The sequence below is a fragment of the Streptomyces sp. NPDC002779 genome, assembly GCF_042888685.1.
In the GTDB taxonomy this organism is placed as follows: Bacteria; Actinomycetota; Actinomycetes; order Streptomycetales; family Streptomycetaceae; genus Streptomyces.
Window position 1 is genome coordinate 1 of sequence record NZ_JBIAQC010000021.1, and the last position, 22317, is coordinate 22317.

Here is a 22317-nt window from a genome sequence, read left to right on the forward strand (position 1 = left end):
CGCCGAGCAGGCGACAGCCGAACCAACGAATCTGAACACCCATCAACCCCTGCTGACCAGCTGATCAGCACCTCCCGCATGACGGGGGAACCTCAGAACACCGATACCACACCGCTAAACTCACACTCGCCGCGTCATCAATAACCGCGTGCCCACCTTCACGGGGGAAGGCCCTACGACCGCAGCACCGTGACAGATCACCGAAAAGATCAACACCTGCGAAAGTCGCAGAAGACTCGGTTTCTTGTGCAAAGCAAGCCCACAAGGCCGCTTGCAGCACTTAGGCTGCTGAAGTATGGGTGACAGGGGAAAGCACAACGGGGGCGATTGCCAGGTCGAGGGACGTGCTGTCGGGGAGGCAGAGGGTCGCGTCCAGTGTGAGCAGACACATGGTGAGCATGCTCCCTTGCGTCCTTGCGACTTGATGTTCCACACCCGGTTCGGGGTGTGGTTAGAGTTTTTTTCAGGGGATGCCCGCTTGTAGCAGCTACCGGTAGTGCGTTGGATCCGGAGGTGGTGCTGAGTTGGCCCCGGTTCGGTGGAGTTCCTGAAGTCAGGCTCATGATCCTGGCCCGAAGGAGAACCGCGAGCAGTGCCAGCACGTAAGTACCCGGACGAGATCCGCGAGCGGGCCGTCCGTGAGGTCCGCATCACCGGTGTCCGATCGCGCATCTCGCAAGGACCTGGGCATCCGCAAAGAGGCTCTGCGCGGCTGGGTCCGCCAGGCCGAGGCGGACGCTGGCGAACGCGACGACTGGCTGACCACCGCCAGCAGGAAGAGCTGAGGCGACTCCGCCGGGCGTCGGTGTGCTCGTTCCACTCGGCGCCGATCCGGGCCGCGGCCTCGGACTCGATCGGCTCCTCAGCATCCGCTGGGCCACGCTCCGCACGCGTTCGAGTCCGTCCGCCGAACGTAGTGACGCCAACACGCGGAAGTAAGTCAGACCGGGCCAAGGCCACCGCGCACCTCATGCGTAGAACTGCCCGCTTGCGACGAAGAGTTGCACGGTGGCTGCCTCATGCGCGGGAGCAGAAGTCTCTCGCGGATGTGCGCCCTGGGAGCAAGCCCGCGCACACTCAACCTTGATCAGCTACCCACACAGCGGGACGCCATCATCGGCGGCACCGCAATGATCCTTGCCACCCCACCAATGCCCGCCACCGAGGGCTCCGAGGAGAACTGCCCTCGTGCATGGCGAGGTCAGCGGCTGCGCGACGGGGGAGTCGGGTACACCCGTGGCGTCACGCAGAGTATGGACGAGCCCGGGAACACGATGCCAATGCTGCGCTGGCATGCCCGCTGAGCAGCGGGAACGCGGTCGTCGGCGGACGTTCCCCGAGCCGTGCGCGTGACTCGCTCCTGTCGCCGCGCCGCGGAGCCGTCCTGAGCGGCGACGCCAACACCAGCGGTCCTCCCATCGACTTGACGTCGCTGCGGCTGCCCCCTGGTTTGTGTGTTACTCGAGACACGGGACCGGCCTCGGACCACGCGGTAACCAGCGTGCACGTTGTGGTCGCAAGCGCTGCAGGAAGATGAGCTTCCTGCAGCTCCGACAGCCTCTTGAGTGATGGCAGAGTTTTCCTCGACAGGAGATCAGACAACAGCGATAAAGCCGGAGTTGAAAATGCGAATCAAGCCCCGATCGGCCGACAGAATCAGCCGCCAGTCCTTTCGGATCATCATTGCTTCGACATTGGGCGGCGCCGCCCTCGTACTCTTCGGAACGACTTCCGCCCACGCCGGCACACCGGAGAGCGCGGACCTCACCACGTCTGTCATCAGCACGGAGGAGGTTCACGACTGGGGCTGAGTCCACCTGCGGCGCGGCATACCGCAGGGAATTCGCTTTCCCGAAGGCCGCCCCCCAAGGTTGATAACCAGCGCCTCCGACTGGTGAAACAGAAAGGAATTCTGTGTCCATCAGATTCCATGTGCAGTTCACCGGACCTCCCGGAGCCGCCCCTGAAACTGCGGCACTGAGGCTGATTACCAGTTTGCCCGACCAGTGGTCCGCCTCCTTGATCAGCTGCGCAGGCAACACAGTCGCCCTGGCCATCACTCCGGACGAGGAACTCTCCTCCCACGAGGTGGCGCAGCAGGTGGATGCCGCCCTTGCCACACCCGCACTGCGCGGTTGGGTTCGAGACGCGGCCCCGGCCCGCCAGGCCGACAGGACACTGTAATCAGGTCCTGGCACCTCACCCGCACACCGTCGGGCTCGGCGTGACCCCGCGGCCGGAGTCACACCTCGGCAACCACATCAGCTGAGCCCTGTGTTCATCAGCAGTTGCGCGGGAAGTCGGCGAGGCCGGCTGTCTGCGCGGAGCAGAGCCGGCTCCGTACGAGCGCGAGCCCGCCTCCTTCACCCCGGAACGAACCTGTCGGGAACCCCCGGCTGATTTTCCCTGCCCAAGAACAGCTGCCTCTCGGCATCGCGGTGGGTGACGACCGCCTCGCTCAGTTCCGCCAAGGGCGGTACCTCAGACAGAAAGGATTTTCACCGTGGCACTGGCCGGGAACGACAGGCCCCGGCGGCTGATCGACGCTGCCGAACTGACCAGCTTCACCGCCGAGGCGCTGCGCGCCGCGGGAGCCCGGACATGCGACGCCGCGCTCACGGCTGAGGTCCTGGTCGCCGCGGATCTGGGAGGCGTTGAAAGCCATGGTGTCGCCCGCCTGCGGCGCTACGTGGAGGGACTGCGCAGCGGCGAGATCAACCGCCACGCCGTGCCCGAGCTCGTTCTCTCCAACGGAAGCGTCTGCGTGCTGGATGCGCAGAACGGCCTGGGGCAGCCGGCTCTGTCCGCCGCCGTCGACCTTGCGGTGGACCGGGCGTGCCGGAACGGCACCTCTGCTGTGATGGTCCGGCGATCCAACCACATGGGGATAGCGGGCTGGTTCGCCGAGCGTGCTGCGCAAGTGGGCATGCTGGCGATCGTCGGCACCAACGCGGTCCCCCAAGTGGCCCCCATGGGCACCAACGAGCCCATGTTCGGCACCAACCCCTTTTGCTACGCAGTGCCCGGCATCGAAGGCGTCCTGTGTTTTGACGGCGCTACCAGCACTGTCTCGCGCGGCAAGATCGAGCAGCTGGACCGCCTCGGACAACCGATGCCACCCGGTTGGGCATTGGGGCCGGACGGGCGGCCCACTACCGACATCCCCGAAACGGTGCACGGGCTGATCCACCGCAAAGGTTATGCGCTGCTGCCGCTCGGTGGCGGCGACAAGACCCACGGCGGGCACAAGGGCTCAGCGCTGTCCCTCTTCACCGAGCTGCTGTGCGGCCCCCTGGCCGGAGCACAGTGGAGCCGGCACACCTATCGGGGCGGCGAGGGGGGCCTCGGCCACTACGTGTTCTGCCTGAGCCTGGAGGCTCTCGGCGATCCGGAGCACATCCGCGCCGAGATCGACCAGCTGGCCCACGAGGTCAGGAATGGAACTCCCGTGGACCCCGAGGCTCCCGTACGCATCCCGGGGGACCGTCGGCACCTGCTCACCCAATCCCGCAGGACGCACGGTGTCCCGCTGCTGGAATCCGTCATCACCGACCTGGACGACCTTGCCTCCGCAGTCGGACTCGACCGGCTCTCTTCCGCCTGCCCTGCCTGACTTACCGACCACCGCTTGCAGCCAACCACTCCCGGAGGAATACCCATCATGAAGTACCAGCGCCTCGACCACACCGTCCTCACCGTCAACGACATCGATGCCACGGTGGACTTCTACAGCCGCGTGCTCGGCATGGAAGTCATCACCTTCAGCATGCTCGTCAACAACCGCAAGGCCCTGCGGTTCGGCGACACCAAGATCAACCTGCACGAGGTCGGCAAGGAGATCGCGCCGCACGCCCAGAACCCCGGCCCCGGCACCGAGCACCTCTGCTTCATGGTGTCCGATCCCATCGAAGAGGTGATTGCGCATCTGCAGACAGAGGGCGCGGTGATCGAATCCGGGCCGGTTGAGCGGGTCGGTGTGCTGGGGCCGATCAACAGCGTGTACGTGCGCGACCCTGACGGCAACCTGCTGGAGCTCAGTAACCACATCGAGCGCTGACCCCGGCGACATGACCGACCGGCCGGCGTGGAAGAGGCGCGGAAGACCGTCGCCTCACACGCCGGCCGGTACGGAGCACCATTGACCAGCCTTATCTCACAGCCGATCCGGAGAAGGTGGAAGGGACTGTGCAGCAGCATCTGACGGCGATCACCGCAAGCACTCCGCGAACGCGAGGCGCCGCCTACCACGGGGGACAGAGCACAGGCGCTCGACCAGACCCCCGGAAGCGCGTATCCGAACGGGTCGCTTCGCTCGCGGAGTCGGCCACCCTCGCCATAGACGCCCGAGCGAAAGCACTCAAGCGGACCGGCCGACCAGTGATCATATTCGGCTCGGGGGAGCCGGACTTCCCCACGCCGGCGTATGTCGTAAAGGCTGCTACGGAGGCATGCCTCGACCCGCGGCACCACCGGTACTCGGCTTCCGGTGGCCTGCCCGAGCTCAAGGAGGCGATCGCCGAGAAGACTCTCCGGGACTCCGGACTGGCCGTCGACCCCTCGCAGATCATCGTGACCAACGGGGGCAAGCAGGCACTGTTCGAGGCGTTCGCCGCCCTGCTCGACCCGGGCGATGAAGTGATCCTCCCGGCTCCGTACTGGCCTACCTACCCCGAAGCGATCGGACTGGCCGGGGGGAGGCCCGTTCCGGTGTTCGCCGACGAGTCCACCGGCTACCGGGTCTCGGTCGCAGACCTTGAGCGGGCCTGCACTTCGAAGACCACGATGCTGGTCTTCTCCTCCCCGGCCAACCCGACGGGAGCGGTCTACTCGCGGGAAGAGATCGAGGCCATCGGGGAGTGGGCCGTCGCGCACGACCTCTGGGTGATCTCGGACGAGATGTACGAGCACATGGTCTACGGCGATGCGCGGTTCCACTCCCTGCCGGTCGTGGTCCCGGCGGCCGCCGACCGCTGCGTCGTGGTCAACGGGGTGGCGAAGTCGTACGCCATGCCCGGTTGGCGGGTGGGCTGGGCCATCGCCCCACCCGACATCATCACGGCGATGACGACTCTGCAGTCCCATGCCACGTCGAACGTCTGCAACGTCGCCCAGGCCGCGAGCCTCGCCGCCGTATCCGGCGATCTGCACGCGGTCTCCGCCATGCGTACCGCCCTGGACCGGCGGCGGAAGACGATGGTGCGGATGCTCAACGAGATCGACGGTGTCGACTGCCCGGAACCGGACGGCGCGTTCTACGTCTACGCCTCGGTCAAGGGCCTGCTCGGCCGGATGGCGGGCGGCCGGCTCATCGGCACGAGCCTCGAACTGGCCAGGTTGCTCCTCGAGGAGGCAGAAGTGGCCGTCGTCCCGGGCGAGGCGTTCGGCACCCCTGGCTATCTGCGTCTGTCCTATGCACTGGGCGACGGTGACCTCGCCGAGGGCGTCAGCCGGATCCGGAGATTTCTGCAGAACCCCGGAGGCTGAGAAGTCGAGATCCCTCGCTGCTGAGCAGCTGACGGCTGCGGGCTTCGCACACCCTGGCCCGGCTGGGGATGCGGCTGGTCCTTGCTCTCGCCACCAGCGCCGGTGCGCACCGGTTCACGTCCGACGTACTCCCCTGAGCACCCGCGGAGGCCGAAGACGGTCGTCAGACAGTCCGCCCCACCCCCTTGTGAGCACATCCACCCTCGTCTTGTGGAGCTGGACATCAATCATGGACTCACCTGCCGAACTGCCCACCGTCAACGGGCAGCCTGCGACCGGGGCCAGGACCTCGCCTCTGCTGCGCCCGGCGCGACCGCATGTCGTGGTCGTCGGCGGAGGCATCGTCGGCCTCGCCGTCGCCCGTGAACTTGCCGCCCGCGAAGCGCGCATCACCGTCCTGGAGAAGGAGGACCGCTGGGCGACACATCAGACCGGCCACAATTCCCAGGTGGCGCACGCAGGTGTCTACTATCCGCCCGGGTCAGAGAAGGCGCGACTGGCGGTAGCGGGCAACCGGTCGATGGTGGCCTATGCCAAGCAGGGCGGAGCGGCGGTCAATGTGTGCGGCAAGCTCATTGTGGCCGCCGTGCCCCACGAACTCCCCGCCTTGGAGAAGCTGGCCGCGCGCGCGACGGCCAACGGCGTGCCGGCACGGCTGATCGGGCCCCAGGAAGCCGCCGAGCTGGAGCCGCACGTCAGGTGCGTCAAAGCGCTGCACGTCGGGTCCACCGCCGTGGTCGACTTCCCGGCGGTATGCGAGCTGATGGTCGGTGAGCTGACCCGCGCGGGCGCGGATCTGCGGCTGGAGAGCCCCGCCCTGGAGATCCGTCGGTACGGCAGCGGTGTGCAAGTGAGTACCCCGAAAGGCACGGTCACCGCAGACTGGCTGGTGAATTGCGCAGGACTGCACGCTGACCGGGTCGCCCGGCTGGCGGGCCTGCGGCCGCCGACGCGGATCGTTCCGTTCCGGGGGGAGTACTACCAGCTGCGGCCCAGCGCCCAGCACCTTGTGCGCGGACTCGTCTACCCCGTGCCCGACCCGACGCTGCCCTTCCTCGGGGTACACCTGACACGCATGCTGGACGGCACCGTCCACGCCGGACCGAACGCTGTCCTCGCGCTGCGCCGCGAGGGCTACCGCTGGCGGGACATCTCCCTCCCCGACCTGGCGTCCGCCGCGGCTTATCCCGGACTCTGGCGGCTCGCGAAGCGGTATCGGCGGACCGCGGTCGAGGAAGTGCTTCGGTCGCTGTCCCGACGTCGCTTCGCCCACAGCCTCGCCCGTCTCGTGCCTGAGATCGAGGCGACGGACATCGTCCGGGCCGGCGCCGGAGTCCGCGCCCAGGCCCTCCACCCGGACGGCACGCTCGTCGACGACTTCCTCCAGGTGCGTGCCGCCGGCCAGATTCATGTACTCAACGCCCCGTCCCCCGCCGCGACCGCGGCGCTCGAGGTCGCTCGGCACATCGCGGACCAGGTGCTGGAGCACTGAGGGAACGCAGCGTCAGCCCTTTCCCGACTCGTATCGAAGTTCGAGGTGAACCCCACCGTGACCATGACCACTCCCTCGGGTACCAGGCCGTCCCGCATCCGTGACCGGTCGCCGCGTCGGGCGACGGTGATGTACGGCCCCGCCTTCGTGGCTGCCATCGCCTACGTGGACCCGGGAAACTTCGCCACCAATTTCTCCGCAGGCTCGCATTTCGGCTATCTGCTGCTGTGGGTCATCATTGCGGGCAATCTCATGGCTCTGCTGGTGCAACTGCTCTCCGCCAAACTCGGCTTGGCCACGGGACGCGACCTTCCACAGATGTGCCGACAACGCTTTCCCCGGCCGGTGGTGCGCGGCCTGTGGGTGCAGGCGGAACTGGTCGCGATCGCCACTGACCTCGCTGAAGTGATCGGCGGGGCGATCGCGCTGTACCTGCTGTTCGGGATACCTCTGCCCGTCGGCGGGGTGATCACCGGAATCGCCGCGTTCGCTCTGCTGGGCCTGGAGACGCGGGGGTACCGCAGATACGAGATTGCGGTGGCCGGGCTCCTGATCGTGATCACCATGGGATTCCTCTTCAACACCGTGCTGGCCGGTGCGGACATGTCGGGGATCGCGGGCGGAACTGTTCCGCAATTCGCGGGCACGGAAAGCGTCCTGCTGGCCACGGGAATCCTCGGAGCCACCGTGATGCCCCATGTCATCTATCTGCACTCGAGCCTCACCAGCACACACATCCGCAGCCTTGGCCCAGCGGACGGCGTGAGGGACGCCCGCTCTCTGCTGCGCTATGTCCAGCGCGACGTGGCGGTCGGTCTGGGGATCGCCGGACTGGTGAACGCGACCATGCTCATCATCGCCGCGCAGCTCTTCCACCCGACGGGCAAGCCCGCGGACTCCCTCGAAGACGTCCACTCCGGACTGGGCGACATGCTCGGCCAGGGCGCCGCGCTCGCCTTCGCCATCGCCCTGCTGGCCTCGGGCTTCGCCTCCTCGTCCGTCGGCACTTACGCCGGACAGCGAATTATGGCCGGGTTCATCAACGTCACCCTGCCGCTCACCCTGCGCCGCGCCATCACCCTCCTGCCGGCCATGGCGATCCTCTTCATGGGCGTCGACCCCACGAGGGCGCTGGTCTGGTCTCAGGTCGTCCTGTCCTTCGGCATACCTTTCGCCCTTGTGCCGCTGATCCTCCTCACCCGCGACCGCAGCGTCATGGGCCCGCTCACCAACCGACCGCTCACCACGACGGTGACGTCCGCCATCGCAGTTCTCGTGATCATTCTGAACTTCTATCTGATCGCGCAGACACTGCTCAGCTGACATCCATACGAGGGGGTAGGACATGCAGGAGCGCAGCGCGTCGTACGAGCTTGTCGGCTTCCTCGAGCTGCTGGCGAGACAGGGATCGAGGGAATCCATCCAGGAACTGGCGGAACGGGCTCGTGCCGCGGACCCGGACCCGGCCCGGCTCGCCCTCGTGGAACAGGCCAGAGACCTGGCCTTGGAGGTCAGGGAGGAGATCTCCCTGTACCGCAGGCGCAGCACTGGTCTACTGATGCTGCTGGACACCACCCAGGATCTGGCGGCGCCGCACGGCCTGGATGCCCTGCTCAGCATCATCGTGCGCCGGGCGCGCTTCTTGCTGAACCTCGACATGTCCTGGGTGGCGCTCCATGACGAGGACGCGGGCCCGCTCGTGATGCGCGCCTCCGACGGCCATACCGCCATGCACGGTGCGGGGGCCGAGGTGCTGGCGGCCGGCATCGGGGCCCTGGCCGTCGCGCACGAGGGCCCCGCGTGGACCGACGATTACCTCAACGACCCGCGGTTCCCTCGAGCGGCCGGCGCCGAGGGCGCGGTGCGGGCCGAGGACCTGCGTGCCGTACTCGCCGTGCCCATGCGCAACGGCGGCGCATCACTCGGCGTGCTCTACGGGGGGCAGCGACGGGTCCGCCAGTTCACACCAGACGAGATCGCTTTGATGTCCTCACTGGCAGACCTGGCCGTGGTCGTCACGGAGAAGACCCGGCTCGCCCATCTCGCCCACCGGAGGCTGGAGGAGATCACACTCCGTGCCTCCCAGTCGGACGCCCAGGTGGCCGCGGCACGGCGCATGGACGTCGCCTACGGCCGACTGATCGATCTGGTGCTGCAAGGTGGCTCGCTGAACGCCCTGGCCGACGCGGCCGGTGAGCTGCTGGGCGGCACCGTGCAGGTGCGTGACCCCGCCGGAGCCGGCCTCACTTCGGGCGCAAGCCCCGGGCTCGTCCCGGCGGAGTTCCGCAGGATCGCCCGGAAGATGCGACCGGGCCGCACACCGGTCGAGGTTGCCGAGGACACCTGGGCCTGTTCCGTCGCAGCGGGCGAGGAGCTGCTCGGCTATCTCGTGCTAGGTGCGGCATCCCCTCCCGACCAGTGGACGTCCCAGTTGCTCGCCAAGGCCGCGAAGGTCGTTGCCCTGGCTGTCCTGCTCCAGCGCAACACCAGCCTGCTCGCCGGTCGGACCCACAGCGACCTGCTCCATGACCTGCTCCACGGTGAGCAGATGTCACCCCAGCAGCTCGAGGCGCGCATCGATCGGTTCGCGGCCGATCTGAGCAGGCCGCATGTCCTCGTGGTAGCCAGGCTCGAGCCGGGTTCCTCGGACAGAGCCGCCATATGGGCCTCCACCTACGCGCGCGAGCGAGCCGGCGTGGCGAGTGTGGGGGAGGACTCGATCGCCTTGCTGCTGACCGGAGCCGACCCGGCGGCCGCCGGCCGCGCCGTGGCCATACAGCTGTCCGCGATCCTCGGCCACCCGGCGACGGTCGGCTCCGCGGGCCCCGTCAGCCATGCCAGGGACCTCCCCGCGATGTACCAGGAAGCGCATCGCTGCGCGGAGACGCTGATCGCACTCGACTCCGCCGGCGCCGCCTCGGCACGTGAACTGGGCTTTCTGGGACTCATGCTGTCCCACCGGCCCGACATAGCCGCCTTCGTGCAGGACACCATCGGCCCTCTCCTCGACTACGACGTCCAGCAGGGCACGGAACTGGCGCGCACACTGGAGGTGTACTTCGCACATGGGAACAGCCCCACCCGGGCGGCGAGTACGTTGCATGTGCATCCCAATACCGTGACCCGCAGACTGGAGCGGGTCACCGGGCTCCTCGGGGAACGCTGGCAGGAGCCCAAGCAGCTGCTGGAGGTTCAGCTCGCGCTGCGGCTCCACCGCGTGCGCCATACCGTGACGACCGCCCGAAGAACCGCCCCGACCCGGCGCCACTGATACCGGCGGACGCCCCCAAGCGGGCCCAGCCCGGTCGACCTTGGCGAGCACCGCGTCCTCACCGACGGCCAAGGGAGCCCGCTCGCAGTGTCCTTGCCCGGCGCAAACCGCGGGCGGCGCGACGCAGTTGCTGCCCCTGCTGGACACGTTCCCGGTCGTGGTCGGCGTCGTCGGCCGTCCCGGACGCCACCCCGGCGCGTTCCTCGCCGATCGCGGCTACGGTCACGACGGGTACCGCCGCCTGCTCCGGTCCCGCGGCATCCGCGCCCGGTCACCGCCGAGCGAAACCAGCCACACGGCAGCGGCCTGGGCATATTCCGCAACGTGGTGGAACGGACGATCGCCTGGCTGCACGGGTTACCCGCCTTCGGATCCGCTGGGAACGACGCGACGACATCCACGATGTCTTCCTCGGCCGCGCTGCCGGCCTGATCACCAACCGGCGGAAACTACGCCTTTGTCAGTCGCTCCAAGCCTGTGACCATGGGCGGGCATTGACAGCGCGTCTCGTTACGATAACCATCTGATGCGCTGACGATCTGTCCGCTGCCAGCAGACGTTCGTGCCCCGGGCGCCTGGTCTCAAGGCTCTGGGGCGCCGGGGTGCGGCAAGGCGGGTGAGGGCCTTGCCGCGGGGGTGGGACAAGGCTGGAACCTCGGTCAGCGCACGGCACGTCAGGATTGGCGACGAGGGGGTGGCGATGGCTCGTGCGGTCTGTCCTGCGTCCATCCCGTGCTGCTCCACGTCGCGAGCGCCCAGCCGACGTCTGGTGTCGCTCCGGGGTAGCGCCAGCCGCACTTCGCGCGGCACCGTCCGCCCGGCACCCTGCCCCTGCGCGCCCCTGCCGATCAGGCGGGCGGCGACCGTGGCTTGCGGTGCACGGCCATGTCGAGGGCCGGCGTGAACGCGGCTGACGGATTACGGGAACACGGTGCTGCGGACACTCGCGTGGACACAGTGGCCGTCATGGCTAGGGGGAGTCGTGCCAGAAGTGAACCTGAGGTTTCTCGGGGTGCCTCCGGAATACGAAAAAACGTACAGGCTGTTACTCCGGCACGGAAGTCTTGGCCTGTCCGAACTCAGTAGTCACCTGGCCGAGGACGCGCAGGACCCGCAAGCCGTGTACGACCACATGACCGAACTCGGGCTGGCCAGGGAGGCACCCGGGGGACGGCTCACTCCGGTCTCCCCTGCCAAGGCCGTCGAGGGGCTGGTGGAGAAGAATGTGGGTCGATTCCGCAGAGAGCTGGAGGAATCCGTCGACAGCTGCGGAATCGTGGATTCGCTGCTGGCCGAGCACGAGAAGTCCGTGGAGGCGAGCCTCCACGCCCTCAAGACGAGCGACGCCACCCAGCACATCGAAGGCATGGCCGCGGTTCGGGCCGCCATCGACGAGCTGACCTTCTTCACCAGGACGGAGAGCCTGACGGTCAATCCGCGCGGAATCCTCAGCGAGGAGAGCATCAGCCACGCACGGCCCCTGGATGCCAGAATTCTTCGGCGTGAAGTCCATATGCGCACGCTCATGGGATCCTCGGCGCTCGGTGATCCTGGCACCATGAGCTATCTGCGCGAGCTGGTCGCGCTGGGAGCGGACATACGCATCTCGTATCAGCCCCTGGAGCGGCTCATCATCTGCGATCGCACCGCCGCCCTGACGCCGATGGACCCGGCGAATACCTCCCGCGGTGCCATCCTCACCCGGGATCCGGGGCTGGTGTCCGCTCTCGTCTCCCTCTTCGAGCGGATGTGGCAGTCGGCCCACGCTCTCCCGGACACCGAGACCGAGTTGAAGCACAGCCTCCCCAGCCCGTTGGAGCAGCAGATACTGCACTCCCTGTGCAACGCGGAGAAGGACGAGATCGGCGCCCGCAATCTGGGCATCGCCGTCCGTACCTACCGCAAGCACGTGGCCTCCATCCTGCTGCGTCTCGGTGCCGCCAACCGCTTCCAGGCCGCGCTTCTGGCGCGGGAGCGGGGATGGGTCTGAGCGGTCGCTGCACCCCTTCTCCGTAAGTCAGGTCCGGGGGAACTTGACACGGTGTTGGCGCATGTGACACCGCAGATGACAGAGACCCTCCGGCGTCGGCTGGGCTCCGGGACACCGTCCTACCGTCGGATCACCAGCACCGAAGGACGGAAAACGACGGAGGGAAGCTCCCCGGCCGCACGTTCATCCGCGGCACCGAGGCCAGGGACGTCGCGCCACCCGTGCGCACGGCTGCACCGTGTGGCCGGCTACCGGTTTTCCCCTCTCGGCCAACCGCCAGAAAGGGTCAGTGACATCCCCATGAAGCCTCTCCACCCCCAGGCCGCCGCGATCAGACGATCGGTGGTCTTCTGCGCCGTCGCGGCCCTGGCCTTCACCGCCACCACCGGCTATCCCGCCACGGCTGGAAGCCGCACCGCCAGCGGCGCGGCTCAGTCCACCGAGCAGGACGGCGACAACGTCGTCCTGCTGTGGAACCAGCAGATACTGGACGCCCTGACGACGAACAACCACGGCTCGTCGCATCCCACGCCCCCGCCGGTGGGTGGCCGGACACTGGCGATCGTGCACAACGCGATCTACGACGCCTGGGCCGCCTATGACCGCAAGGCCGTGGGCACCCGATTCGGCGACGACCTGCGCCGTCCCCTGAGGGAGCACACTCGGGCCAACAAGCGCAAGGCGGTCAGCTTCGCAGCGCACCGCGCCCTGTGCGACCTGTTCCCGCAGCAGCGGGAGACCTTCGACGCCAAGCTCAGAGCACTCGGCTACGACCCTGCGGAGGCCGAGTCCGCCGATCGGGGCACACCGGTCTCGGTGGCGCTGCAGGCCACCGACGCCATCCTCGAGGCACGCCACCACGACGGCTCCCAACAGCTGGCCTCCCCGCCGTATGCGGTACCCGACGGGGTCTACGAACCGGTGAACCCGCCGCAGGATGTCGCCGCCTTCGACAAGAGCAAGATCGTCGATGTCAACCACTGGGTGCCGCTCACCGTGGACGGCATGACACACCACTTCCTCACGCCGCAGTTCGCCTCGGTCAAGCCGTTCCTCGTCGACGACGTCGACAGCTATCTGCCGGCGCCGCCGCCGAAGTACGGCTCTGCGGAGTCCCGGCGTGCGATAGCCGAACAGGAGCAGATCAACGCAAACCTGACGGAGCGCCAGAAAGCGATCGCCGAGTACTGGCTGTACCGGGACGTGACGTCGTCGTCCATCCCGCAGAAGTGGGCCTCGTTCGTGTCCAAGCGGGACCGTCACGGCCTCGACGACGACGTGAAGATGTTCTTCGCCTTGAACATGGCCGCAGGCGACACCGCCGTCGTCACCTGGAAGACCAAGGTCCACTTCGACTACGGCCGCCCGATCACCATGATCCGGTACACGGAGGCCGGTAAGAAGATCCGGGGCTACGCGGGTCCCGGCAAGGGCACCCAGACCATTGACGGCTCGAAGTGGCAGCCCTATCTCAAGACCCCCGCGTTCGGGGCGTACGGATCCGGTCACACCGGCTCCACCGCGACCGGGGCGGAGATACTCAAGCGGTTCACCGGATCCGACGCCTACGGCGGCAAGGGGCTCGTCAAAGCGGGCTCGTCCACCATCGAAGCGGGCATGCCCACCAACGACGTGAAGCTCACGTGGCCGACGTTCAGTGCCGCCGCACAGGAGATCGGCTACTCGCGCATCTGGGGCGGCGTGCACTGGACCTTCGACCATCACGCGGCTGCCGCCCAGGGCCGGGAGGTCGCCCGCGATGTGTGGGCAGAGGCCCAGCAGTACTTCAACGGCACCCACCGGTGAGCACGGACTGCGACCCCGCGCGGGCCGGGCGCCGACGGCGCGGCGGCGGCTGATACCGCCCCACCTCGTCCGACCCTCTGATCAACCCCCTTCGCCCCTCTGACTGACGCGGCCGGCAGGCCCTCCACTGCCGGCCGCGTCCTGGTGTCGTGGAGCACGCGCTCCCCGGCACCATCGTGCTGTCTGCCTACGTACCCCGACCGCAGGAAGACCGCGCAGGTCAGCGGCGCGTGAGGCGCGGCATCCAGCTCTGTCGATCATGCATTCCGCCAGAGCGTGCACGTTGTGGCCGTGCACGATGCAGGAAGATGAGCATTCGCCCCGCCCATGAGCCCCTTGAGCAATGGCAGAGTTTTCCTCGTCAGGAGATCACGCTAAAGCAGACATCAACGGGGGAGTCGAAATGCGAATGTCCACTCGATCAACCAAGGCGCCGGCTCAGAAGTCCATGCGATTAGCCGTTGCGTCCACGCTGGGAGTGGTCGCGCTCGTGCTCTTCGGAGCGGACTCGGCGCCCGCCACGCCCCAGGAGACCGACACTGTCCCCGCCGCCAGTTCCAAGGAAGTCCACGACTGGGGATAGGCCCATCGAGCAGCAGCACGCCGAATGGAATTTCCTTCCGCCCGGTGGCCGAAAATCCAGGGCCGAAAAACATCGCCCCCACCGGTGTCACGGAAAGGCGTGCAGCTGACTTCACGTGCAGTGCACCGGGCGCATCGGGTCCGGTCCCGAGGCTGTCGCACCGAAGCCGATCGCGAGCCTGCCCGGCCTGCGATCCGCCACCTCGGCAGGCCGCTCGCGACGCCGCCTCGCCCACCCATGAGGCCAGATCCGCCCGGCACCCGGTCGCACCGATCGGCACCACCTCCATCCCTGCAAGTAAGGACCCTGCGGAGAAATGGAAGCCACGAAACGCAACAAAACTCTGATACTCGGCTGTGCGTCCACCGGGGCAAAATTTACCCCGGCCAACCACCGGGAAACGGGTGATGTCCTACTCGATCAGATCAGCACGGGCGCCACCATCAAGAACTCTGCTATGGCATTGCTCGCCGAAGCCAACACCCTTTATGGAATGGGGTGCAGGTACTACCACTATCACGCCAGGAACCCGATTACTCGCGAGCAGTCCACTAACAACGAGATTTACCAGCAGATCAGCCGTCCGCTCCAGCACCGCTGCAGCGAGATGATTCTCAGCTTCGGTGCGAGCCGAAACGGCCCCGAAGTCAGGGAGAGCATCCAGGAATATGGCGAGTGGGAGCGCATCAGTCAGAGCTCCATCCCGCTCCATTTGGGCGGAGCGCACTACGTGACCATGCAGGCCGCCGTCGAACTCCAGCTGATGTGCGAGGCGGAGCGCCTGTATGGGGAGATGAATCTCGACGTCATCGACAGCGAACAGTTCATGAAGATCGTCGAGGACTACCAGCCTTCCGACCGGCTCACCGCGACAAGCCTCGAGACCTATTCGACGAGCAAGGGAGCCGACTACGGCAGGACGTCGCCGCTGATCCAGTTCGAAGTCTACCGCAGCGCGATACAGGCCCGGAACCAGTTGAGGCTCTTCCATGAGGTGGAATGGGTCCAGTTCCCGCGCAGTTACGCGCTGACCCGTTACGCGGTCGAGCATCCGCAGCTACGGCTGGGCGGCAGCGGTCAGCTGAACATCACTCTCCTGTTCGGGTTTTCCCCGCGTCTGCCGTTTCCGAAGAGCTACGCCGAGTTCAAGCACGTGGTGGACACCGCGCGCCGCCTCGAGTACGACCTCGCCGAACCGGGCGTGCAGAAGCGGCACGTGTCGATCGCCGTCGGCGCCGCGGTCCTGCCGCAGCAGGCCAGTGAGCACGTCGCACTGCTGGACGTGGGTGCCCGACGCGGGCAGCCGGCCTGCGCCCTGCGTCGGCTGGCGACCTACGCCGCGCAGCCGGACAGCGGAGTGGATGTCCTGCGCTTCGGCATGGAGGACGCCCCCTACGCCGTGAACGCCCGCGCGGAGCGCCAGGGGGAGGTCAGGCTCACCGACAATTGCGAGCTCGCCGAGACCGTGCTCAACGAGGTGGCGGCCAACGGAGCGTCCATCGAAACGGACCACGACCTTATCTTCGAGCGCCTGGGGCTCAACCGGGTCAAGCAGGACTTCTTCCACGAGCAGCGCCGGCGCCCGCTCGGCGGGATCCCCGCGACAGCGGCCTGAAAACCATGGAGGTACGCATTGTCTCCTTTCCGGCGCTGGTGCACAGGACGCTACGTCATCCACGCCCTTGTCACCACGCCCAAGATCTGGGGCAGGGCCCTACAGGCCTCATACGCGCACGGCGAGCCCCGCAGTGAGGCGATGGGACGTACCGGGACTCATGCCGGCCCGTCCGCTCCCGCACCCCGCACCCCGACGCTTCCGTACGAACCGGCGAGCGTCCGGCCCATCGCCTCGGCAGTGAGCCCACGCAGTCAGCATCAGGAGGGTCAGAAGTGATCACACAGGCACTACCAGAGACCACGGCCGGCAGGCTCGCCGTCGAGATCCGTCGCAAGATCATCGAGATGAGCGGCTCGCCCAACGGTGTGCACATCGGCGGCAGCATGTCGATCGCCGATCTGCTCGCCGTCCTCTACGGCGAGGTGATCCGGCAGCCGGGCGACGGCGCGTCGGACCGTGACTACGTGATCCTGAGCAAGGGGCAGGCCTCGGCCGCGCTCTACGCGGTGCTCGCCGCCACGGGGACGATCCCCGAGTCCGAGTGCGCGACCTATGCCCAGGAGGGAAGCCGGCTGGGCGGGCATCCGATGAAGCTGCTTCCCGGAGTGGACTTCTCCACCGGGGCGCTCGGGCACGGGCTCTCGCTGGGCCTGGGCGTCGCCCTGGCCGCGCAGCGATTCGGGCGCGACAGCCGCGCGTTCGTCATCCTGGGCGACGGGGAGCTGCAGGAAGGCTCGAACTGGGAGGCGGCGATGGCCGCGGCCCACCACCGGGCCGGCAACCTGACCGCGATCGTGGACCGTAATGGCTGGCAGATCAGCGGCCGCACCGACGACCTCATGTCGCTGGAGCCGCTGACCGACAAATGGGCCAGTTTCGGTTGGCACGTGCGCGTCATAGACGGCCACGACCATGAGCAGATCAGGAGGGTTCTCACCGATCCCGGTGTGCCCGGCCGGCCGACGGCCGTCATCGCCGACACGATCAAGGCGCGCGGGGTTCCGGGCCTGCAGGACACCAAGAAGAGCCACTCGGCCACCCTTGGTCCGGACGCCCGGCGGCTGGCCCTCATGGCTCTGGACGGTGAGGCAGCATGATCACGGCACTCAGCGTCCGCCGTACCGTCGCCGACGTCCTCGACCACGTGTGGCGCAACCGCTCGGCGATTCAGAGCCGCGACGCCTATGTCATGACGCTGCTCGCGTTGGCCCGGGAGAACCCGGACCTCATGTGCCTGGCCACCGACATGGACTACGAGGACCACTTCGCGACAGAGCTGCCCCGGCAGTTCGTGGACCTCGGCATCGCCGAGCAGAATCTGATCACCGTCGCTGCCGGGATGACCTCGTCCGCCCGGCTGGTGTTCGCCAATGCAATGTCTCCGTTCGTCACCACGCGCGCCTACGAGCAGATCAAGATCGACGTGGCCGGAGCAAACCTTCCGGTCAAGATCGTGGGCACCCACGGCGGCCTCTCCTCGGGCCACTACGGACCGACCCACCATGCTCTGGAGGACATCGGCGCCCTGCGGATGCTGCCGAACATGACGGTGGTGGTACCGGCCGACGCCTGGGAGACCGCCCAGGCCACGGTGGCTGTGGCCGCGTCACCCGGCCCTGTCTACCTGCGACTGGGCCGCCTTGCCACCCCGGCGCTGCATACGACGCGCACCGATTTCGTGCTGGGCAGGGCCCACGTCATGCGGGAGCCCGGCCGGGTGCTGTTCGTGGCCACCGGCCCGTATCCGAACCTGGTCGCGGCGGAGGCCGCCCGGGAGCTCGGCTCGCAGGGCATCAGCGCAGGCCACCTGAACATGCACACGGTCAAGCCGCTGGACCGGGAGACGCTCCTGGCGGCCGCGGCCGGCGCCGAGGTGGTGGTCACCCTCGAGGACCACCGGGCCGTGGGAGGTCTGGGCAGCGCGGTCTGCGAGGTGCTGGCCGAGACCGGGGGTCCGCAGGTACGCCGGATCGGCGTCCCCGACGTCCACTTCGACCTCGTCGGGGGAGAGCAGTACCTGCTGGACCACGCAGGCATCAGCGCGGCCGACGCGGTCGCGGTCGCACGGGACGCCATCGCCTGACGGGCGCTGCCGCACAGCACGCCGCCTGTCCGCCGTAGCACTCTCCGGCAGGGGCGGGCCCTCGACGCCGCCGGCTGCTCCGACCGCCGCGCACCGCGGCGAGAGCCGCTCCCCGCCGGGCGCGGTCCCAGCGCGACGGCCGGTGCACCCCCCTCTCCCGCAACGTGCAGCACATCCCGCTCCACCACCCAGACAGCACGACAAGGAAGGAGAATCCCGGTGCACAGAGCGATAGCACCCGTACCTGAGACAGCGTCAGCGATCCGGGTCCTGAAGTTCGGCGGCACCTCGGTCGGCACCACCCCCCAGCAGATCCGCGCGGTCGCCCGGCGGGTCGCCGGCGTACGCCGTGCCGGATACCCCGTGGTCGTGGTGGTCTCCGCACGCGGCTCCACCACCGACGAACTCGTGGCGGACGCGCACGGACTGGTCAGGAACCCGTCCGCCCGGGAAATGGACCAGCTTCTCGCCACCGGGGAGATCGAGGCGGCAGCCCTGCTGGCGCTCGCCCTGAACGACATGGGCGTACCGGCGCATTCCCTGTCCGGTGCGCAGGCCGGCTTCGTGGCCTCCGGCCCGCACCGGGACGGCCGTATCGCCGATGTCGAGGGGAGCCGCATCCGGGCGGCGCTGGACGACGGAACGGTCGTGGTGGTCGCAGGCTTCCAGGCCATCGGCCCCTCGGGTGACGTGGTCACACTGGGCCGGGGCGGCAGCGACACCACGGCCGTCGCGCTTGCGGCGGCGGTCGGCGCGGCGACCTGCGAGATCTACACGGACGTGGACGGCGTCTACAACGCCGACCCCCGGATCGTCCCGGACGCTCGGCTCCTGACCCGGATCGGCAGCGGTGTCATGGCCGAGCTGGCCTTCTCCGGAGCGCGCGTGCTCCACCCGCGGGCGATCGAACTCGCGAGCAGAAACGACGTCAGCATCCACGTGCGGTCGACATTCACCGAGAAGCCCGGCACCACCGTCATTCCCGACAGCATCGGAGGGACAATGTTCGAGAGCGACCAGCCCGTCGCAGGGATATCCCACGATTTTGACACCGCCCACGTCGTCATCCGTTCGAACGACGGGACCCGGCACGACGCGGAGCTGTTCTCATCCCTTGCGGAAGCGTCCGTCGCCGTGGACGCGCTCGTCCGGACCGGAAGCCATGACAGCGGCCATGGCTGGGAGTTCACCGTGGCGCGGGAGAACGTGGGAGCGCTACGCAACGTGCTCACCCAGCTGGGCTACGGAGCCGACATCCACGAGCCGGTGGCCAAGGTCTCCCTGGTCGGCGCCGGGTTGCTCAACCACCCCGAGACCACCGGCCGCCTGCTCACCGTCCTGGGGGAGGCCGGTATCGAGCCCTATTCGGTATCGATCTCACAGACCCGCACCTCTGTCACGCTGACGAAGGCTCAGGGACAAAAGGCCGTGGGGCTGTTGCACCACGAGTTCGGACTGGACCGCGCCGAGGAGATGGCTGAGCCCGCCAGTGCGGTGTGACCGCCAAGAAGCGCGTACTGAATTCCGCACGACCCTGACACCGACACATCTCCGTCCCGCCGCCTGGGCGGCGCCACTTGGGCATGCCCACCAAAAACGCACTGAGAGGGCCCGATGAGTGCAGTAGTCGAAAGCAATCGAGCTGAACTGCGGAACGAGTCCGAAAACACGGCCCATTGGCCGACGAAACGTCCGGTGGGCGTTCTGGTCGATGCCTATGGAACCGGAAACTACCTGCCGGCCGCCTTCGGTCGCCTCGGCATCGACGTAGTCCATGTGGAGAGCACCCCCGAGCCCATAGCGCGTATGCAGCCGTGGAACCGGCTGAACTATCGCGGCTGGCTGGTCTACGAGCCGGACGGCAGCACCGACCGTGCCCTTCAGGCACTCAGGCCGCGGTTCGTACTCCCCGGCCAGGAGCCTGGGGTGGAGCTCGCGGACCAGCTGAGCGAGGCGCTGGGGTTGCGCACCAACGGCACGGAGCTGTCCAAGGCCCGCCGCGACAAGTCCAAGATGATCGAAGCCGTCGCCGCCGCCGGGCTGCTCACGGCGGACCAGCTTGCCACGGACGACGACGCGGAAGCGGTGGCGTGGGCCGAGGCCCACGCGTACTGGCCATGCGTCGCCAAGCCGTTGGCCTCCGCGTCGACGGACGGAGTCTTCATCTGCCGCGACGCCGACGCGCTGCGCGCCGCGTTCCGGTCCATCCTCCACAGCACCACCGTCTTCAACGGCACGAACACCGAGGTGCTGGTGCAGAGTTACCTCGAAGGCACGGAGTACATCGTCGACACCGTAAGCCTCGACGGACACCCCTACGTATGCGGCGTGTGGCAGTACGAGAAGCGGCTGCTCGCCAACGGAAAGCCCATCTACAACCGGGACATCCTGCTGTCGCCGGACGACCCGACGGCGATCGCGCTGATCGACTACACCCGCACCATGCTCGATGTCCTGCGCATCCACAACGGACCGGCGCACACCGAGCTCATCATCACCAAGGACGGTCCCGCCCTGGTGGAGGTCGGCGCCCGGGTCAACGGCCATCTGCACCCGGACTTCCACGACGCGTGCATCGGCGAGAACAGCGCGGATCTGACCGCACTGGCCTACGTGCGCCCCGAGCGCTTCCTCGCCGACTACGGCGACGGCGTCTACCGCAAGCGCCAGCCCGCTGTCGTGTACAACGCACCTACGACGCGGGCCGGCCGGATCCGCTCGGTCAACGAGGCCCTGGTGGAGGAGATTCGGCGGCGGCCGTCGGTGACGGACCTGGTGGTCAAGCGCAAGCCCGGCGATGTCATGGAACCGACCCACGACCTGCTCACCAGTCCGCTGCGGGTGTTTCTGACCGCTCCGGACCAGGCCACGGTGGACGCCGACTACCGGTTCATCGACTCCGTCCGTGAATCGGTGTACGACGTGCAGCCCTTCGAGACCCGGGCAACCTGCGGCATCCGGTGACAGGCGACCGTACCGGCCTCAGCGAAAGGCCTCCCGGCTGATCCCGACATCCGCTGCCTGCGACGGGAGATGCGCTGTTCCGGCACGTGCACCGCACCAGCCGCGAGGCGCAAGGGGACGACACAGAGAACGCCGCCGCGTCACGAAAGGGTTGACGATCACCATGCCTGACATATCCACCACCACCCTGGTCATGCTCTGCCTCGCCGCCGCGGTAGCCGGCTGGGTGGACGCCGTGGTGGGCGGCGGCGGTCTGCTGCTTCTTCCTGCACTGCTCGTCGGTCTCCCGGGCTATACACCCGCTCATCTCATCGGCACCAACAAGGCCATCGCGATCGTGGGAACGTCGGCCGCCGCGGTGACCTACGCCCGCAACACCCCCCTCGACGTCGGCCTGGCCGGCCGGATCGGGCTGGCCGCGCTGACCGGCTCGGCCGGCGGCGCGCTCCTCGCCGCCAGCATCGGCAGCGACGTCTTCCGCCCGATCATCATCGTGGTCCTCCTCGGCGTGCTGGCCTTCATCACCCTGCGCCCGTCCTTCGGCGCGGCGACGGTGGGCGGCCCGCCCACCCGGGCCCGCGTCGTCGCCGCGATCATCCTCGGCGGACTGGGCATCGGCTTCTACGACGGTCTGCTGGGGCCTGGCACCGGCACCTTCCTGCTCCTCGCGCTCACTGCGATCCTCCACCTGGACCTGGTGGGGGCCTCCGCTCTCGCGAAGATGGCCAACATCTGCACCAACTTCGGAGCCCTGGTGACCTTCAGCCTGCAGGGCCTGGTCATGTGGCAGCTGGCGGCGATACTCGCGACCTTCAACCTCGCGGGCGGAGTGATCGGCGCGAAGATGGCGCTGAAGAAGGGCAGCGGCTTCGTCCGCGGAGTACTCGTGGTCGTGGTCGTGAGCCTCATCGCGAAGCTCGCCTTCGATCAGTGGCTCTGACCGGCGTACCACCGGCCCCATCCGCACCGGGCGGCCCGCTTGTCCAAGTCCTGCCACTGGACGTGCAACTTGTGGCCGCGGGCGAT

General features: G+C 67.9%; 15 protein-coding genes. All 15 read left to right on the top strand.

Going from position 1 to position 22317, the window contains the following annotated elements; all coding sequences use genetic code 11:
* Nucleotides 1-656 precede the first annotated feature (656 nt).
* On the top strand, nt 657-785 hold the full coding sequence (locus ACFYW5_RS34085) for a hypothetical protein (protein ID WP_389421013.1): 129 nt from the start codon (nt 657-659) through the stop codon (nt 783-785).
* Nucleotides 786-2503: 1718 nt separating this feature from the next.
* A complete protein-coding gene (locus tag ACFYW5_RS34090; protein ID WP_389421014.1) occupies nt 2504-3613 on the top strand; it encodes an Ldh family oxidoreductase in 1110 nt (369 codons plus the stop codon).
* A 48-nt stretch (nt 3614-3661) separates the two neighbouring features.
* On the top strand, nt 3662-4057 hold the full coding sequence (locus tag ACFYW5_RS34095) for a VOC family protein (RefSeq protein WP_389421015.1): 396 nt from the start codon (nt 3662-3664) through the stop codon (nt 4055-4057).
* Nucleotides 4058-4206: 149 nt separating this feature from the next.
* Nucleotides 4207-5484, top strand: a complete 1278-nt coding sequence (locus ACFYW5_RS34100) for a pyridoxal phosphate-dependent aminotransferase (protein WP_389421056.1) — start codon at nt 4207-4209, stop codon at nt 5482-5484.
* Nucleotides 5485-5713: 229 nt separating this feature from the next.
* Nucleotides 5714-6976 (top strand): L-2-hydroxyglutarate oxidase, encoded by a 1263-nt coding sequence (lhgO, locus tag ACFYW5_RS34105; RefSeq protein ID WP_389421016.1) that lies wholly within the window; start codon nt 5714-5716, stop codon nt 6974-6976.
* Nucleotides 6977-7039: 63 nt separating this feature from the next.
* Nucleotides 7040-8299 carry an Nramp family divalent metal transporter gene (locus ACFYW5_RS34110; protein WP_389421057.1) on the top strand — a complete coding sequence of 420 codons (1260 nt, stop codon included), beginning with the start codon at nt 7040-7042 and terminating at the stop codon, nt 8297-8299.
* A 22-nt stretch (nt 8300-8321) separates the two neighbouring features.
* The gene (locus ACFYW5_RS34115; RefSeq protein WP_389421017.1) at nt 8322-10247 is read left to right on the top strand and encodes a helix-turn-helix domain-containing protein; all 1926 of its coding nucleotides are present in this window, start codon (nt 8322-8324) and stop codon (nt 10245-10247) included.
* A gap of 1120 nt (nt 10248-11367) precedes the next feature.
* Entirely contained in the window at nt 11368-12237 is an 870-nt protein-coding gene (locus tag ACFYW5_RS34120; RefSeq protein WP_389421018.1) for a helix-turn-helix transcriptional regulator, read from the top strand.
* Nucleotides 12238-12537: 300 nt separating this feature from the next.
* A complete protein-coding gene (locus tag ACFYW5_RS34125; protein WP_389421019.1) occupies nt 12538-14043 on the top strand; it encodes a vanadium-dependent haloperoxidase in 1506 nt (501 codons plus the stop codon).
* An 899-nt stretch (nt 14044-14942) separates the two neighbouring features.
* Entirely contained in the window at nt 14943-16241 is a 1299-nt protein-coding gene (locus tag ACFYW5_RS34130; RefSeq protein WP_389421020.1) for a hypothetical protein, read from the top strand.
* Between the two features lie 275 nt (nt 16242-16516).
* A complete protein-coding gene (locus ACFYW5_RS34135; RefSeq protein ID WP_389421021.1) occupies nt 16517-17341 on the top strand; it encodes a transketolase in 825 nt (274 codons plus the stop codon).
* Nucleotides 17338-18327: a transketolase family protein gene (locus tag ACFYW5_RS34140; RefSeq protein ID WP_389421022.1), complete on the top strand. Its 990-nt coding sequence runs from the start codon at nt 17338-17340 to the stop codon at nt 18325-18327. The genes ACFYW5_RS34135 and ACFYW5_RS34140 overlap by 4 nt, the downstream gene beginning before the upstream one ends.
* Before the next feature lie 219 nt (nt 18328-18546).
* Complete coding sequence (locus ACFYW5_RS34145) at nt 18547-19827, top strand: aspartate kinase (RefSeq protein WP_389421023.1); 1281 nt, start codon at nt 18547-18549, stop codon at nt 19825-19827.
* A gap of 195 nt (nt 19828-20022) precedes the next feature.
* The gene (locus tag ACFYW5_RS34150) at nt 20023-21291 is read left to right on the top strand and encodes an ATP-grasp domain-containing protein (protein WP_389421024.1); all 1269 of its coding nucleotides are present in this window, start codon (nt 20023-20025) and stop codon (nt 21289-21291) included.
* 163 nt (nt 21292-21454) lie between these two features.
* Nucleotides 21455-22231: a sulfite exporter TauE/SafE family protein gene (locus ACFYW5_RS34155; RefSeq protein WP_389421025.1), complete on the top strand. Its 777-nt coding sequence runs from the start codon at nt 21455-21457 to the stop codon at nt 22229-22231.
* Nucleotides 22232-22317: the final 86 nt, after the last annotated feature.